The organism is Collinsella aerofaciens, assembly GCF_039758815.1.
Taxonomy (GTDB): domain Bacteria; phylum Actinomycetota; class Coriobacteriia; order Coriobacteriales; family Coriobacteriaceae; genus Collinsella; species Collinsella aerofaciens_BP.
Genome location: NZ_JBDMSK010000014.1, coordinates 1 through 16,865 on the forward strand (window position 1 = coordinate 1; position 16,865 = coordinate 16,865).

14 protein-coding genes are annotated in these 16,865 nt (G+C 58.9%); 10 read left to right on the forward strand and 4 right to left on the reverse strand.

Features of this window, described 5'->3' with window-relative positions; all coding sequences use genetic code 11:
* Nucleotides 1–191: 191 nt before the first annotated feature.
* Nucleotides 192–659, reverse strand: a complete 468-nt coding sequence (locus tag ABHT90_RS06970) for a hypothetical protein (RefSeq protein WP_346982035.1) — start codon at nt 657–659, stop codon at nt 192–194.
* A 277-nt stretch (nt 660–936) separates the two neighbouring features.
* Here ABHT90_RS06970 and ABHT90_RS06975 point away from each other — a divergent pair, with 277 nt between their 5' ends.
* Nucleotides 937–1,368: an Hsp20/alpha crystallin family protein gene (locus ABHT90_RS06975; protein WP_156063448.1), complete on the forward strand. Its 432-nt coding sequence runs from the start codon at nt 937–939 to the stop codon at nt 1,366–1,368.
* Between the two features lie 82 nt (nt 1,369–1,450).
* On the opposite strand, the gene ABHT90_RS06980 is transcribed toward ABHT90_RS06975, so the two are convergent.
* A complete protein-coding gene (locus ABHT90_RS06980; protein WP_346982036.1) occupies nt 1,451–2,260 on the reverse strand; it encodes an MBL fold metallo-hydrolase in 810 nt (269 codons plus the stop codon).
* Between the two features lie 48 nt (nt 2,261–2,308).
* Here ABHT90_RS06980 and tilS point away from each other — a divergent pair, with 48 nt between their 5' ends.
* From tilS to ABHT90_RS07005, 5 genes are all read left to right on the forward strand, one after another.
* Nucleotides 2,309–3,850, forward strand: a complete 1,542-nt coding sequence (tilS, locus tag ABHT90_RS06985) for a tRNA lysidine(34) synthetase TilS (RefSeq protein ID WP_346982037.1) — start codon at nt 2,309–2,311, stop codon at nt 3,848–3,850.
* 147 nt (nt 3,851–3,997) lie between these two features.
* Entirely contained in the window at nt 3,998–4,546 is a 549-nt protein-coding gene (hpt, locus tag ABHT90_RS06990) for a hypoxanthine phosphoribosyltransferase (protein ID WP_117774133.1), read from the forward strand.
* A gap of 1 nt (nt 4,547) precedes the next feature.
* A complete protein-coding gene (gene ftsH, locus ABHT90_RS06995; protein WP_346982038.1) occupies nt 4,548–6,686 on the forward strand; it encodes an ATP-dependent zinc metalloprotease FtsH in 2,139 nt (712 codons plus the stop codon).
* 166 nt (nt 6,687–6,852) lie between these two features.
* Nucleotides 6,853–8,043, forward strand: coding sequence for a pyridoxal phosphate-dependent aminotransferase (locus tag ABHT90_RS07000; RefSeq protein ID WP_346982039.1), 1,191 nt, complete (start codon nt 6,853–6,855; stop codon nt 8,041–8,043).
* Nucleotides 8,044–8,202: 159 nt separating this feature from the next.
* On the forward strand, nt 8,203–9,024 hold the full coding sequence (locus ABHT90_RS07005) for a phosphatase (protein ID WP_346982040.1): 822 nt from the start codon (nt 8,203–8,205) through the stop codon (nt 9,022–9,024).
* 79 nt (nt 9,025–9,103) lie between these two features.
* Here ABHT90_RS07005 and rlmD read toward each other — a convergent pair whose 3' ends face one another.
* Nucleotides 9,104–10,552 carry a 23S rRNA (uracil(1939)-C(5))-methyltransferase RlmD gene (gene rlmD / locus ABHT90_RS07010; protein ID WP_346982041.1) on the reverse strand — a complete coding sequence of 483 codons (1,449 nt, stop codon included), beginning with the start codon at nt 10,550–10,552 and terminating at the stop codon, nt 9,104–9,106.
* A 348-nt stretch (nt 10,553–10,900) separates the two neighbouring features.
* Between rlmD and ABHT90_RS07015 the strand changes: the two genes are divergently transcribed.
* From ABHT90_RS07015 to ABHT90_RS07030, 4 genes are all read left to right on the forward strand, one after another.
* Entirely contained in the window at nt 10,901–11,761 is an 861-nt protein-coding gene (locus tag ABHT90_RS07015) for a transporter substrate-binding domain-containing protein (RefSeq protein WP_346982042.1), read from the forward strand.
* A 138-nt stretch (nt 11,762–11,899) separates the two neighbouring features.
* Nucleotides 11,900–12,553 (forward strand): amino acid ABC transporter permease, encoded by a 654-nt coding sequence (locus ABHT90_RS07020; RefSeq protein ID WP_430393371.1) that lies wholly within the window; start codon nt 11,900–11,902, stop codon nt 12,551–12,553.
* Nucleotides 12,546–13,310, forward strand: coding sequence for an amino acid ABC transporter ATP-binding protein (locus tag ABHT90_RS07025; protein ID WP_346982043.1), 765 nt, complete (start codon nt 12,546–12,548; stop codon nt 13,308–13,310). The genes ABHT90_RS07020 and ABHT90_RS07025 overlap by 8 nt, the downstream gene beginning before the upstream one ends.
* A gap of 306 nt (nt 13,311–13,616) precedes the next feature.
* Complete coding sequence (locus ABHT90_RS07030; RefSeq protein WP_346982044.1) at nt 13,617–15,692, forward strand: elongation factor G; 2,076 nt, start codon at nt 13,617–13,619, stop codon at nt 15,690–15,692.
* Between the two features lie 130 nt (nt 15,693–15,822).
* Here ABHT90_RS07030 and ABHT90_RS07035 read toward each other — a convergent pair whose 3' ends face one another.
* Nucleotides 15,823–16,806, reverse strand: a complete 984-nt coding sequence (locus ABHT90_RS07035; protein WP_346982045.1) for a DNA/RNA non-specific endonuclease — start codon at nt 16,804–16,806, stop codon at nt 15,823–15,825.
* Nucleotides 16,807–16,865 lie beyond the last annotated feature (59 nt).

The window sequence follows — 16,865 nt, forward strand, 5'->3', positions numbered from 1 at the left end:
CCATCGCGCCGAGAGTACTGCGGGGTCAGCCCGTGGGAGGCCAGGGCGCCGCTGACCGGTGGACGGCACCGAGCCGTCGCAACGGACTGAAGAAGGGGGAGGCCTCGCGGCCTCCCCCTTTTTTACGCTAACACTTCACAATGTAGTTGCATTTCACCTGTAACCCGATTGGGCTTATGGGTAATGAGCTTTTATTTAAAGACAATAAATCGAATAACAAGGGCAACTGCTATGGCCACAATGATCAAAAGCAGGATTGTCAGTCGATGCTGCTTGCGTCGTTTGCTTGACGAAACGAAGATTGATTTTCCCTGTTTTGGCGTTTCGAGATAACGAGTCGAATGCGTTAAGGTTTGCTTAGGTCGGGGGCCTCTTTGCTGCCGAGTTATGGGCGTTTTCGCCGGGTCGTCATTGATTGCGCTGTTTTTTGATAACGGTGCATCTTTCAGATATACGGGATCGCTCGATGCGACGCCCATATGCTTACGCCCCGTTTGGGCATCCTCGAGCGTTTGATATCGATTTCTCGTCACATACTCGGGCTCTGGATCATTAATGGGCTCTTGCGAGATGTGGGGGCGATGGAACCGTGGCGGCTGCGTGGAAGTATTTTCCCCCTGCGTCGGCATAAACATATTGTTCTGGTTTTGGTCGTCCATGATGCCCTTTAGCTCGTTACCAACAACGTGTATGCGCTCATTGTAAGCCCCTTGTTATTTGTAGCTGGGGACATACTCGTTATTTAAGCTCTGGTTCAAAGAACCTTAACCTTCCAAAAACCTGAGTCTTACGCACTTAGATATGCTTATAGTACTGGACTCAAAAAACTTTATAGTCGATGTATATATGAGCACCGGGTGGGCATATATAAGAGCGTCAAAAGAAGTCCCAGTCACCTAGAAGATGGCTCGGCAGTCCTATAAAGGAGTGGTAAACATGGCAAGCATGGTTCCTTATCGTTCGGTTTTTGGCGTTCGTCCCTCTGCAAGCTCGCTGTTCGATCTGTTTGATGATATGAGCGACCTAGCGAACAACTCGATTGCCTCTAAGGCGTTCCCCGTTGACGTTGAGGATAAGGGCGATGGCTATGAGGTCAAGGCTTATCTGACCGGCGTCGCCAAGGACGATATCGATGTCGAGCTTAACGAGGGCCGTCTGTCCATTAGCGTGAATGTCGAGGAAGACGAGGAGAACGAGGGCAAGAACTTCCTGCAGAAGGAGTTCAGCTCGTACAGCGCGACGCGTGGCGTGTATCTTAAGGACGCTTCGAGCGAGGGCCTCTCGGCTAAGTACGCTGACGGCATCCTGACCGTTACGGTTCCCAAGATCGTCGAGAAGAAGAACGTTACGAAGATCTCCATCGACTAACTTCGTTGGTGTTCTGCACTATTAAAAGACAACAAAAGGGGCTGGGAAGCGATTCCCGGCCCCTTTTGTTTTATTGAGCGGTCTATACAATGGTTGTCGGTTGATACTGGCTTGCGGGGCGTATCGAGAGATTTCGCGATCCTTGGAGAAGGGTGGCGGAGCTGCCGACCTCGTCATCCAGGGTTGCGGCTAGAGCTTTGGCATAGCTTTTGACGGTAAGACTCGGGCGATTGTTATCTTGGCTGATATGCATGGCAATGAGCTGTTCGGTGCGATCGGTAGCAAGCTCGCGTGCGGCTTCGGCGGCCTGATCGTTGGACAGATGCCCTTTTGTAGATAGGATGCGCTCCTGAAGAAAGCGGGGATATTCTCCCTCGCGCAGCATGGTCACATCGTGGTTGCTTTCGAGCGCGAGGACTCGACAATCTTTGAGGGTGTTCATGGCCTGGCTCGATAGCTCTCCGGTGTCGGTGGCAAAGCCGATGGAATCATCGAGGGCGTCGAATCGATAGCCGACTGGATTTATGACATCGTGTGATGTTGAGTAGGTTTGCACCTGGATGCCGGCAATGGATAGGGTGTCACCGGGATCGAATTCCTCGACAGGCAGATGCGAAAGATTTTCTTTGCTCGAAAGTGTGCCCCTGCTGGCAAAGAGGGGGCCGTGCCAGTGCTTGCACCAGACATCGAGGCCCTTGATGTGATCGGTATGCTCATGAGTAATGAGAAGAGCCGAGACGTTGTCTGCCGAGAGTCCCAGTTCTGTCATGCGCTTTAATGTCTCGCGGCGAGAAAGACCGTCGTCAATCATGATGAGCCCCCGGGGGCCTTCGATGAGCGCGCAGTTGCCTTTTGAGCCGCTGCCAAGGATATGAAGGTGCAGACGAGACATAAGATTCCAAAGGATACAATGGGTGCGAACGAATAGAGGAGGAAGCAAATGCCAACGGTATCTCAGCATTATGGACACCATGCTGCATCGTGGGCTGATGATAAAGCTCTGGCAACGCGGCAGACGGCTGCCCCCGTGGTGCTCATGGTATCAGGTGGTGCGGACTCGACGGCTTTGCTCCTTATGGCGTGCACATCAAAGTTGGATATTCAGGATGGGCGTGGTGTAGCTCCCATCGCGCGCGAGCGACTGCACGTGCTGCATGTGAACCATCATTTGCGCGGTGAGGCATCCGATGGCGACGAGGCCTTTGTGCGCGGCCTATGCGCACAATATGGCTTGCCGCTGTGTGTTGAGCATGCCTATTTTGATGATGAATCGGGCAATATCGAGGCGGCTGCCCGCGAGGTGCGCTATGCCGCGGCGCGGAGGTATGTCCGCGAGCTCTGCGCCCAGACGGGGGCACCGCGAACGGCGGCTCGTATCTGCACCGCGCACACGTCTTCGGATCGCGCGGAAACGTTTTTGATGAACGCGATTAAGGGTTCGGGGCCCGCTGGTCTATCGAGCATTCCTCGCCGGAGGAATATCGTGGTGCGTCCCTTGCTCGACCTGACTCATGATGAGCTCGTGGGCTATCTGCAGGTGCATGGTCAGCCGTGGCGAGAGGACGAGAGCAACGAGGACGTGTCGTACTTGCGTAACTACGTGCGCCATCGAGTGATACCGGTGGTGGCGCAGCGCAACGCGAACGTCTGTAAGACGATTGGCGCCGCTTGTGAAATTCTGGGCGACGAAGACGCCTTTCTTTCCCAGCTTTCCGCACAGGCGTTTCGAAGCTGCCTGCGCAAGGAGGCGGCGGGAGCACTGGTCCTTGACGCTCGCCGACTGGCCGCGGCCGAGGTGGTGATTGCCCGGCGCATGGTGCGACTGGCAATTAAGCGTATCGACCCAGACGCTCGCCCGGAGATGCGGCATGTGGAGCGCGTGCTTGCCTGTGTTGCCGAAGGCTCGGGTTCGGTCACGCTGCCGGCGGGAATCGATGCGCGCGTGGAGTTTGGCATGCTGTCATTCAAGGCCCCGGCGGCGCGCGAGGGGTTAGTTGCCGATTGGGTCACCATTCCCGGTCGATTGCCGCTGGGGGCGGGCCGCATCCTGGTGGCAGAGCCGATAGCCGTCGAGCCGGGGTGTGATATTGTGCGCCGTGCCCGCGAACTTGCGGGTGCCGGAGGGGTGGTCGCTATGGTGGATGCAGCGACGCTGGGCTTTGCCGATCGCGATAGCAAACGGATGCTCGCCGGCTCGCGCGGGGAGATTCCCGCCGAGGCGCGTTTGGCGCGTCTGTGGGTAGACGGTCCCGCGCCGGGGGATGTGATGTGTCCGTTGGGCATGAGTGGGCGAAGTAAGAAGGTGTCCGACCTGCTCAACGAGGCTCGTATTCCCGTCTCTGAGCGCGCAGGCGTTCCCGTGGTGAGAACGGCTCCGGGAGGTGCCGTGGTATGGGTCGCAGGCGTTCGCACGGACGAGCGTTTTAAATGCACGGCCGCAACGCGCGTGGCGTATCTGCTTCGTGTGGTCGATGCGGAATAGCGTCCCACGCCAGCTATTCTGTGCGACGTTGACGGTATTCCCGCGCTGATGGCGTACGGGCTGGAAAATATACCCCGTGCGCTGCTAGAATGTGAAGTTCGCGTCCATACGGCGGTGTGTGGGCGATAAGCACAAGAAAGGGTTGTCATGGCTTCTCAACATCCGGATATCGAGAAGGTTCTGTTTACGCAGGAGGATATCGACGGTATCGTCTCTCGCCTAGGCGAGCAGATTACTCGCGACTACGCGGGTAAGGATCTGGTGCTGATTGCGGTCCTGCGCGGCGCCGTGGTCTTTATGGGCGACCTGATGCGCAAGATCGAGCTGCCGACCAACATCGATTTCATGGCTGTTTCGAGCTATGGCGACGGTGTGAAGTCCTCGGGTATCGTGCGTATCATTAAGGACCTGGATATCGACATCCGCGGTCGCGACGTGCTGATCGTCGAGGACATTCTGGACTCGGGCCTGACGCTCAAGTATCTGATGAAGAACCTCGAGAGCCGCAAGCCCGCTTCTCTGGAGGTCGCCGCCTTCCTGTGGAAGGACGTTGAGGACCGTACCTCGGCCATCACGCCCAAGTATGTTGGAACCCATTGCCCCGATGCCTTTGTGGTGGGCTACGGCCTCGATTATGCCGAGCGCTATCGTAACCTTCCGTATCTGGGCATTTTGAAACCGGAGGTTTATTCGTAAGATGCCCGACGACCGTAACGATAACAATTCCCAGACTCCCCGGGAGCCTAAGATCCCGGGGGTGCCCGGAGGCAAGAAGCCCACGCGTACGGGCTGGCTGTATTTTATTTTGGCTTGCGCGCTTCTGGGCTACGCCTTCTTTAACATGGGCTCCGGCTTTGCCAATTCCAGCAATACCGTAAAGCTCGCAACGAGCGAGATGGTCAACGCCATTAAGCAGGATCGCGTCGAAGATTTGACCTATACGGTTCAAGACGGAAGCGTGACGGGTCATTACTGGAAGACGAAGAAGGACAAGGGCGATACGAGCGAGCTCAAGGGCTTCTCCTCGACCTATGTCGGCTCCGATTCGCTTGCCGAGCTTATGGCGGAGCACCCCGATACCAAGTACATCGTCAACACCAATGACCCCGATTTTTGGGGCGACTTGGCGATGAGCGTGCTTCCGACGATCGCCCTGATCGCTATCATGTTCTACTTTATGCGCCAGATGATGGGCGCCAACAACAGGAACATGCAGTTTGGCAAGACCAACGCCAAGACCAACGAGGCCACGCGCCCCAAGGTCAAGTTTGAAGATGTTGCCGGCGTGGACGAGGCAGTCGAGGAGCTCGAGGAGATCCGTGACTTTTTGAGCGATCCGGATCGCTATCGCAAACTGGGCGCCAAGATCCCGCGTGGCGTGTTGCTGGTGGGCCCTCCGGGCACCGGTAAAACGCTGCTGGCCAAGGCCGTTGCCGGCGAGGCGGGCGTGCCGTTCTTTAGCATCTCGGGTTCCGACTTTGTCGAGATGTTCGTGGGTGTCGGCGCCAGCCGCGTGCGTGACCTCTTTAAGGAGGCCAAGTCCCAGGCCCCGTCGATTATCTTCATCGATGAGATCGATGCTGTGGGACGCCAGCGCGGAGCTGGCTTGGGCGGAGGTCACGACGAGCGCGAGCAGACGCTCAACCAGCTGCTGGTCGAGATGGACGGTTTTGAGGAGAGCGAGTCGGTCATCCTGATCGCTGCAACCAACCGTCCTGACATCCTGGATCCGGCGTTGCTGCGCCCCGGTCGTTTTGACCGTCAGGTTACGGTTGACCGTCCGGATGTGAAGGGCCGCGAGCAGATCTTGCGCGTGCATGCCGAGAACAAGCCGATGGACGAGGACGTGAAGTTTGAGAAGCTCGCCCAGATGACCGTTGGCTTCACCGGCGCCGATCTGGCAAATCTGCTCAACGAGTCTGCGCTGCTGGCTGCCCGCCGCCATCGTTCCGTGATCTCGATGGACGAGGTCGAGGAATCGATGGAACGCGTGATTGCCGGTCCGCAGCGCAAGGGTCGCGTGATGACCGAGGCCGAGCGCACCACGATTGCCTACCACGAGAGCGGTCACGCCCTGGTGGGTCACATCCTGGAGCATTCCGATCCGGTTCACAAGATCTCGATCGTCAGCCGCGGCCAGGCGCTGGGCTACACGCTGCAGCTTCCGCAGGAGGACCACTTCCTCAAGACCAAGAACGAGATGCTCGACGAGCTTGCCGTGTTCTTGGGCGGTCGTGTTGCTGAGGAACTCATGTGCGACGACATCACGTCGGGCGCGAGCAATGATCTGGAGCGCGCGACCAAGATGGCGCGCGAGATGGTCACGCGCCTGGGCATGAGCGAGGAGCTTGGAACGCAGGTGTTTGGCGAAGCGCAGCATCAGGTATTCCTGGGCCGCGACTACGCCGATCATCAGGATTACTCCGAGGAGACGGCGCGCCGCATCGACATCGAGGTTCAGCGCATCATGCGTGAGGCCCATCGTCGTGCGGTCGAGATCCTAGATGCCCGTCGCGACCAGCTTGACCTGATGGCCAAGGTGCTGCTTGAGCGCGAGACCGTCGAGGGCGACGCCGTGAACGCCCTGCTCGACAACGAGTGGGATGCCTACCTTGAGCGCGAGGGCGATATCCTGGCGGCCAAGGAGGAGCGCAATGCCAAGGCGGCCGGCATGCCGACCAAGAAGCGCGCGCCTCGTATGAGCGAGGAGGAGCTGGCGGCTGATGCCGCAGCCTTTGCGCAGGCGGCCATGCAGGAGGATGCCGAAGCCGCATCCGATGATGCCGGCGATGACTGTGCCGTCGATGCCGGTGCCGACACCGACGCCGACAAATAGTCTTTGTGGTGAAAGCCTCTGCGGGGAAACCTGTGGAGGCTTTTTTGTTGATTGGGGACAGACTAAAATGAGTGTTTTCACGCATTTAAGTCTGTCCCCAATCAACATTGCTGCGGCACTTTGCCCGACTAAAGCGTACAATACCGCCTATGCGAAAGGGGAACAGATGATCAACGAAACCATGTATGCTCGCGGTGCGGAAAGCTCCATCATCCGCGAAATTTTTAGCTATGGCCTTGAGCGCAAGGCGCAAATCGGCGCGGAAAACGTGTTCGATTTCTCGCTGGGCAACCCGAGCGTTCCGGCGCCCGCTGCCGTGGCGGAGTCCATCAAAAAGGCCCTTGAATTGCCGAGCGAGCAGTTGCACGGATACACGCCCGCGCCGGGCCTGCCGCAGTGCCGTACCGCCGTGGCTGAGTCGCTCAACCGCCGCTTTGGTACGAGTTATGAGGGCAAGGATGTCTTTATGACCGTGGGCGCGGCGGCTTCGCTCACCTGCACGCTCAATGCCGTTACGAACCCGGGTGACGAGGTCATTGTTATCGCCCCGTACTTCCCGGAGTATCGCGTGTGGATTGAGAAGGCCGGCTGTACGTGTGTCGAGGCGCTCGCCGATGAAGATACGTTGCAGCTGAGCGTGGATAACGTGCTCAAGGCGATTACCGATAAGACGGCTGCCGTTATTATCGACTCACCCAACAACCCGACCGGTGCCGTGTATACGCGCGATACCTTGACGCGACTGGCCAATGTTCTGCGCGAGGCCAACGCTCGGCGCGATCCCGAGAATCCGATTATGCTCATCTCGGATGAGCCGTATCGCGAGATTGTCTATGGCGCCGAGGTGCCTTGGGTGCCTTCGATCTACGAGCACACCATCGTGTGCTACTCGTATTCCAAGTCGCTTTCGCTGCCGGGCGAGCGCGTGGGGTGGATCCTGGTTCCCAATACGAACCCTCAGGCAGCTCGTCTAATGCCCGCCGTTGCCGGTGCCGCCCGTACGCTGGGCTTCGTGTGCGCGCCGGCGCTCTTCCAGCGCGTAATTATCGACTGCATCGATGAGCCGAGTGACGTTGAGGCCTATGCACGCAACCGCACCGCGCTTACCGATGCACTAGCGGAGTACGGCTACACCTATGTTGAGCCGGATGGTGCATTCTACCTGTGGGTGAAGGCGCTGGAGCCCGATGCGAACGCTTTCTGCGAGCGCGCGAAGAAGTATGAGCTGCTCGCGGTGCCCTCGGACAGTTTTGGCATGCCGGGCTGGTTCCGCTTGGGCTACTGTGTGAGCTACGAGACTATCGTTAACTCACTGCCCGCCTGGAAGCAGCTGGCCGACGAGTATCGTCAAAAGTAAAGCGCTCTGCTTACAATGTTTTACGTGAAACGGGGTTTGGTTTTAAGCCAGACCCCGTTGTCTATGCCGTTGTGTGATTGGGATGAAGCAGTTTTACGACTGCCGAAAGCTATGCGTACAATGAATATACGCGACGGCCATACTGGACAAGGAGACCTGATGCCCTACCTTCTTTCTTGTGATATTCATACTCATACGTTGTTCTCCGCGCATGCGTACTCAACCATTGAGGAGAATGTGTACTGGGCGGCGGAACGTGGCCTGCAGGTGCTCGGATCTGCCGACCATCTGAGCTCGATGGTTACGGCTTGCCCCAACGACCTGCGCAGTTTCCAGTTCTTTATTAACCAGGATATCTGGCCGCGCATTTGGAGCGGCGTGCTGGTGCTTCGCGGCGCCGAGGTCGATATCGTTTCGCTGGACGGAAGCTTGTTTGGCGAGGACATTCCCGTTTCGTTCGATATTGCCGGCGATTCGTACAGTCACCAGCATTCGCTGTTCGATTTGGTGACGCGTAATTTGGATTATTTGGTGGCAAGCGTGCATAATCCGCAGTTTGCCGAGGGCGCGACGCTGGCTCAAACGACTCAGATGTACATCAATGCCCTGGAGCACCCCAAGGTGTTCATGCTTGGGCATACGGGTCGTTCGGGCGTGCCGTTCGATATCGATGAGGTGCTGCTGGCGGCCAAAGCCAAGCACAAGATCATTGAGATCAACAACCATAGTCTTGAGCACGGTGCCGACACTGAGCATTGGGCCGTATGCCGCAAGATTGCCGAGCGCTGCGCCGAGCTGGGCGTGGGTATTGGTGTGTCGACCGATGCCCACATTGGTATGGCCATTGGCAAGCTCGAGCACGCCCGCAAGTTGCTCGACGAGATTCACTTCCCGCTGGACCTGATCGTGACGCGCGACCGCGAGACGCTGCTGCGCGAGATGGCGGCAGCCGGCGTTTGCGACCTGCGCAAGGGGATGTAACGAGACTCATATGTCCAACGAAAGGGGGCGGTCCAGACGGGCCGTCCCCTTTCCTGTCCCTAAAATCTACCGGGGTGGATTAGCGGCGCTCGAGGACCGCGACGGTCTCGGTGTGGTCGGTATGAGGGAACATGTCGACCGGCGTGATCTTGAGCAGGCGATAGCCACCGTCGAGGAGCTGGTGCAGGTCGCGCTCTTGGGTGGCGGGATTGCAGCTGATATAGGTGATGCGGCGCGGCTTAAGTACGCAGGCCGCCTCAAGAAACTCGGGCGTGGAGCCGGCGCGCGGCGGGTCGATGGAAAGGACGTCGACGCGCTCGTTGTTATCGACGGCATCTAGGATGTAGTCGGTGGCGTCGTCGGCCATAAACCAAGCGCTGCGGGTGAGGCCGTTGAGCTCGGCATTGCGACGTGCGTCGGCAATGCCCGCTGGGTTGCGCTCCACGCCGAGCAGCATAATGCCGACGCCTCTGTCCTGGGCATCCTTCGCGGCGCATAGACCGATGGTGCCGCTGCCGCAGTAAGCGTCCATAAGAATGTCACCCTGCTGCAGGTCCATGCCGTCAATCGCGAGCTGATAGAGCAGCTCGGTCTGCTGCGGATTGGTCTGATAGAACGCGGTAGGGGAGATATCGAATTCGCAACCGAGCAGTTGGTCGCGCATACACTCGGCGCCACAGACGATACGAGTCTCCTCACCCAAGATGGCGTTACCGGGACGGCCGTTGATATTTTGGGCAACGGTGACGATATGCGGATCGAGCGCCGCGACGGCTTCAAAGAACTCCCGTGCATGCGGTAAGTCACGTTGGGCAGTCACGAGCGTAACCATAACCTGGTCGGTACGCCAACCGCAGCGGACGATGGCATAGCGAAGCAAACCAAGATGCTTGTCCTCATTAAAGGCGGGAATATGCAGCCGCTCAGCTTCGCGTGCGATGCCGTTGAGAATCTGACGGGCACCCGGCGCCTCGACAGGACATTCGGGCACGGCAACGATTCTGTGCGTGCCGCGCTCAAAGAAACCGCAACGGACAGTGCCCTCCCTACCGGGAGCAAAGGGAGTGGCAGCCTTATGGCGAAAGCCACGCGGCGCAGGATATTTACCCGGGTCGCCCAGGGTGACGCCCATACCGCGAATAGGATCAACGGCAATACCCTCGCGCTCACAGAGCTCAGCAAACAGCTCCTCCATAGCAGCCTGCTTGGCCGCCAACTGCTTCTTATAAGGACGATTGAGAGCCGTGCACCCACCGCAAGATTTCATGATCGAACAGGGAGACTTGGGGTCCACAGCCTTACGTGCAGACGAAACCGGATCATTATGCGGGCGCTTGGAGTGAGCCTGGGACGCCTTATCCCCGCTCCGACGAGAGCCGGGACGCTTGGCCTTAGCCTTGCCCTTGACCGACTTACCCTTCGAATCCTGAGACGACTTTGAATTCTTGGAAGATTTCTCCTCCTTCAACCCCTCAGCCGCCTCCACCAAAGCACGACGAGCCCTACGCTCCGCACGAGATTCTGCCATGAATTAACCCCACTAATTTATAAATTGAAATCTGAAAGCATTGTACCGTGCCAAGCTAGCAGACGATATACAAGCGTCCACTTCACGTCAGTGATAAGTCCAATGACGTTTGCCCGGCGTGGGCGGGGAGCGGCGCGTAATTAAGTTTATCGCGAGTTCCGCACGCAAAGGAAAGCACTTAATGTGCTTTCCGTCTTGCGCAGGACTGTAGAGCAGGAAACTTAATTACGCGCCGCTCCCCGCCCACGCCGGGCAAGCTCTCCCTTGTACTCCATCTCACTAAAGTGTATGATTCTGAACGTTATATGACTCACTTTAGCTAACTAAAGTGCCATCAAGGGGGATACCATGAATGCCGATATGTCTCGTCGTCAGTTTGTTGGTCTAGCCGGTTCGCTTGCCACGGTGCTTGGCCTCGTCCTGGTAGGCTGCGGCGGTGGTGCCGATAAGGGCTCTGCTGCCGGATCTACCGCAGCCAAGGACGTGAAGGGCGCTGCGGAGTCCAAGAAGCTCATCGTGGGCTTTGACAAGTCCTATCCTCCGTATGGCTTTGTAGGCGACGATGGCGAGTACACCGGCTTTGACCTCGACCTTGCCAAGGCCGTTGCCGACAAGCAGGGCTGGGACGTTGAGTATGAGGCTATCGACTGGGATGCCAAGGACACGCTGCTCAACTCGGGTGCCATCAACTGCATCTGGAACGGCTTTACCATGGAGGGCCGCGAGGACGACTACACGTTCTCCGAGCCTTATATGCTTAACGAGCAGGTGCTCGTGGTCAAGAAGGACGCGGGTATCAAGAGCTGGGACGATCTTGCCGGCAAGACCGTGATTACGCAGACTGATTCCGCTGCACAGGATGTGCTCGAGGGCGACCAGAAGGATCTGGCCGCGACGTTTGCCACGCTCGATACCATCGGTGAGTACAACACGGCATTTATGCAGCTCGAGAGTGGTGCAGTCGATGCCGTTGCCTGTGACCTCTCGATCGCTCAGTATCAGCTTGCCGCCAAGCCCGATGCCTACACGCAGCTCGACAAGCCGCTGTCCAGCGAGCACTACGCCGTTGGCTTTAAGAAGGGCGACACCAAGTCCGCCGATGCCGTGACTGAGTCGCTCAAGGCGCTCTACGAGGACGGCACGGTTAAGGACCTGTGCGACAAGTATTCAAGCTATGGTCTATCTTTCGATAATTGGGTTTTGAAATAGCCACAGCACCCAACCTTGCGGCTCCAACCCTCCTCGCGTACCAAAGTACGCTTCGTCGGGCTTGTCGCTCGCAATCTTGGGCACTGTGCCTATTTCAATTAACGCCCGCTGTTCTGTTGCTGTGAAAGAGAGGGTAGGTTGTCTATCCAAGTCATGATGCAGATGCTTGGCCAGGGATTCTTGGTCAGCTTGCAGCTGTTTGTGCTGACGCTGCTGGGGTCGATTCCGCTGGGAATTCCCGTGGCGTTTATGCGCATGAGCAAAATTGCGCCGCTCCGCTGGATTGCGCGCATCTACATTTCGGTCATGCGCGGTACGCCGCTCATGCTGCAGATGTTTGCCATCTACTTTGCCCCGTACTACGTGTTCGGCATTTCGCTCACGCCCGATTCCAAATGGACGGCGTGCGTCGTGGCGTTCATCATCAACTACGCCGGTTATTTTGCTGAGATCTATCGCTCGGGCTTGCAGTCCATTCCGCGCGGTCAATACGAGGCTGCCGAGGTACTTGGCTACTCGCGCATGCAGACGTTTCTGTATATCGTGATGCTGCAGGTCGCCAAGCGTATCTTGCCGGCGATGGGCAACGAGATCATCACGCTGGTCAAGGACACGTCGCTGGCGTTCGCCATCGGCGTGGGCGAGATGTTCTCGACGGCCAAGGCGCTGGTCGCCTCGCAGGTGAGCATGGTGCCGTTTGCAATCGCGGCGCTGATTTACTGGGTCTTTAGCTTTGTGGTCGAGATGCTGCTGGGCGCTGCCGAAAAGAAGCTGGACTATTACCATGACTAACTCAGTGATGAAAATCGAAAGCGCACGCAAGGCGTTTGGCGGCAATGAGGTGCTCAAGGATATCTCGCTCGAGGTCAAGCGTGGCGAGGTCGTGGCGATTATCGGGCCTTCGGGCGGCGGTAAGTCCACGCTGCTGCGCTGCGCCACGCTGCTCGAGACGCTCGACGGTGGATCGCTCTCGTTTGGCGACCTTGCCGTCGCGAAGGATGCGGGTTCGGGCGCGGTGTACACAAAGGGCGATGTGCCTAAACAGGCGCGCTCGCGGTTTGGTCTGGTGTTTCAGAACTACAATCTGTTCCCGCACTATACCGTGATGAAAAACATCACCGATGCGCCGATCCGCGTGCTTAAGCGTCCGCGCGAGCAGGCGGAGGCCCGCGCTCACGAGCTGATTGCGCAAATGGGGCTGACGGGCAACGAGAACAAGGTGCCCTGCGAGCTTTCGGGCGGTCAGCAGCAGCGCGTGAGTATTGCCCGCGCCCTGGCGCTCGACCCGGAAATCTTGTTCTTTGATGAGCCGACCTCGGCACTCGATCCCGAGCTGACGGCCGAGGTGCTGCGCGTCATCAAGGATCTGGCCGCACAGAATATGACGATGGTGATCGTGACCCATGCGATGCAGTTTGCACGCGACGTTGCCGACCGCGTGGTCTTTATGGATGGCGGGCGCATTGTCGAGGAGGGTCCGGCCGAGCAGGTTATCGACCATCCGCGCGAGCAGCGTACCCGTGAGTTCTTGAGCCGTATCGAGGGATAGGCTCAGCTATTTACTCAACTGCTTATTAAGGTGAAACCGCCGCAGGTCTTATGGTCTGCGGCGGTTTTTTGCATCCGTGGGGTTCAATAATCGCCTCGCAAGCTCGCCCTCTCCTCTCGCCGCCCGTATTCATACGTGTGCCGAAAGGTGTGCATGGACGGTCGCCCGTGAGGGTAGGGTGGTGGCATAGGACATTTGGAGGGTGAGTCGGCTCGGCTGCCGACCGTGCTGCTCCCGGGACGGCATCGACCGCGAACTCTCCCCGTTGGCGTCGCGCATCGCGCGCGACCCTGCAAGGAGGTCATCATGGGTGCTCCCAAGACCGGCAACGTAAGGAACGTGGTGCTCGTAGGCCAAGGCGGGGTGGGCAAGACTTCACTCGCCGAGGCCATGCTCCACCTTTCCGGTAAGACCGCCCGCCTGGGCGGCCACGACGGCACCAAGCCCACGCTCGACTATGACCCCGAAGAGGTCAAGCGTGCATTTTCCATCTCGACGACCATCGCGCCGATCGATTGGAAGGGCGCCCGCATCAACGTGCTCGATGCCCCGTGCTACCCCGATTTTATCGGCGACGCCTTTGCCGCGATGAGCGTCTGCGAGACGGCTCTGTTTGTGGTCGACGCCGAGGCCGGCCCGCAGCCGACGACGGTTAAGCTTTGGTACGCCGCCGAGGACCTGCGCCTGGCGCGCGCGGTGTTCGTAAACCGCCTGTCGCGTCCGGAGGCCAGCTTTACGACCACGATGGGCCTGCTGCAGGAGCGTTTTGGTACGCGTTTGGGTGCCGTGACCCTCCCCTGGGGCGAGGGCGAGGACTTTGACGGCATTATCGACCTGGTGCGTATGAAGGCGCGCCACTGCAACGGCGCCGAGGCAGTTGAGTCGGAGATTCCCGAGGAGTATCGTGCCCAGGCCGAGGAAGCCCACGACCATCTGTGCGAGCTGGTGGCCGAGGCCGACGATGAGCTGATGATGAAGTATTTGGAAGGCGAAGAGACGCTGACGCAGGAGGAGCTTGAGGGCTTGTTGTCCAAGGCGATCGCCGAGCGCATCTTTGTGCCGGTCTTTGCGGGCGATTGCATTAAGGAGCAGGGCGTCAACTCGCTGATGGACGACATCGCCACGTACTTCCCGGCGCCGACGGACTACGGCGAGATGCCGCTCATCGACGGTGATTCGCTCAAGATCTCGAGCGACGATGACCGTCCGGTGGCATTTGTGTTTAAGACGCTGGCCGATCCGCAGCAGGGTCGCATCAGCTTTATCAAGGTGCTGACGGGCACGCTTGAGCCGGGCCTTGAGCTGATCAATGCGCGCACGCGTAAGGGCGAGCGTCTGGCTCACCTGTATGTGATATGCGGCCGTGACATGACCGAGGTCGGCCACGCTTATGCCGGCGATATCATCGTGGCTCCCAAGCTGGCGGCCGAGACGGGCGATACGCTCTCTATTACCGGCAAGGTCGAGGCTGCGGCGTTTAAGTTCCCCAACTCGCAGTACCGCATCGCCATCGAGGCCGAGAACCGCGGCGATGAAGAGAAACTCTACACGTTTATCGAGAAGGCCTGCAAGGCCGATCCGACTATGAGCATCGACCGCGACGAGGAGACCGGCCAGACCATCATTTCGGCGGTGGGCGAGGCACAGGTTTCGGTGCTGCTCAATCGCCTTGAGGACCGCACCAAGGTTGTGGCAAAGAGCGTTCCGATCCGTATTCCGTATCGCGAGACCATCCGCCGCACGGCAAGCGCTCAGGGTCGCCACAAGAAGCAGACCGGCGGCGCCGGTCAGTACGGCGACTGCTGGCTGCGCGTGGAGCCGCTCATTGGGCCCGACGGCACGAGCGACGGCTATGAGTTTGTGGACGAGGTCGTGGGTGGCCGCATCCCGCGCTCGCTCATCCCCGCCGTGGACAAGGGCGTCCAGGAAACCATGAAGGACGGCATTATCGCCGGCTATCCGCTCACGGGCATTCGCGTCGCGGTGTATGACGGCTCGTATCATAGCGTCGACTCCAACGAGATGGCGTTTCGCGCGGCGGCTCGCATCGGCCTGCGAAAGGCATGCGCCGATGCCGACCCGGTGGTGCTGGAGCCCATCGAGGAAATCACGGTGACTATCCCCGAGAGTTACGCCGGCGCCGTGATGGGCGACATCTCGGCATCGCGCGGTCGCGTGACGGGCATGGAGACCGATGAGCGCGGCGACACCGTGGTCATTGCCCAGGCGCCGCTGGCAGAGCTGACGGATTATTCGACGCGCCTGCGCTCTATCACGCGCGGCACGGGTGACTTTACCATGAAGCCTGCTGGCTACGAGCAGGTTCCCTATGACGTTCAGGCCAAACTGGTCGAGCGCTATGAGGAGGGCCGCGCCAAGTAACGTGTGGTTTTGCCTGCAATGTAGGTGCTGACGAAAAGGCCGCCCTGGGTAACCGGGGCGGCCTTATTTGATCCGTATGCGACGGAAGGATTGCGGATCATTTTTTGGGTTACGGGCAGCGCAGTCGGCACTAGTCTCCGGATGCCTGGTTGCGGCCGGTGGCGTAGTCGATTTGCACGTGCGGCTGCAGGTTGTAGCAGTACACGTGGAAGCACAGGGTCTTGCCGTGGTCCTCGATCGATTGCGCCTCAAGGCGTACGCCACGACAGACGAGTTCCTCTTCGTTGTACATGGGCGTGACGCGGTAGAGCACATGGTTGCCCGTGTCGCGGATGTAGTTAAGAACCTGCTCTTCAAACGGCAGCATGCCCGTTTCGTTGAGATAACGCGTGCCGGTGAGGAGATTCTTGCGATTGGCGTTTTCGCCGCAGAGCGACCAGGCGATGAGGTGGCAGCGGTTGTAGAGGCTTTGGCCTGGAATAAAGTCGTAGCGCTGCTGCTGCCAACCGGCAGGATGGATACGCGAGATATCGCCGCGCTTTCCCTGTCCGAGCGACTCGGGGCCTACGCAAGCGAGCGCCTTGCGAGTGCGGCCCAGGCTGTCGAGCTTGGAGAATTTCTTAAAGCAGCCCTCTTCGGTGGCACGCTCATACTCGTCAAGCGTGAACGACGGCGTGCCGAGCGGGTGCGTGCTGTCGGCGCGAAGGGCAACGTAGGGATTGCTGGCGTAGTCGGGAATGCTGCTGAGATAAACACCGCGGGCGCGGTTGAGGTCGGGGTTTTCTACCTCGTCGATGGGGACGGTGGAGCTGTCCTCGGCAACGTTGTCGTTGGTGTTGGTCGCGGTGGATTCGGGGCCATCGCCGGAGTCTTGGCTATTTTGAGAGTCCGAGGAGCTCGCTGTTCCCGATTCGAGCCGGGCAACCAGGTTTGCCTCGTCGTCGGTGCGGCTGGGACTCTCGTTTTGTTTTTCGGCCAGAGCCGCCGCTTGCTCATCGCTTTGCGGCGACAGCAGCTTGGGAGCTCCGTCGAGCGATCCCGTAAACAACGCAAACCCCAGCACCACGGCGGTGCCGATGGAAAGTGCTTGCTTGTAGGCGGACTTGCGCGACATTGCGGCTCCTGGCTAGATGGTTGGGAATCTACCAGTCTAGCAGGAGCCGGCAGGGGCCG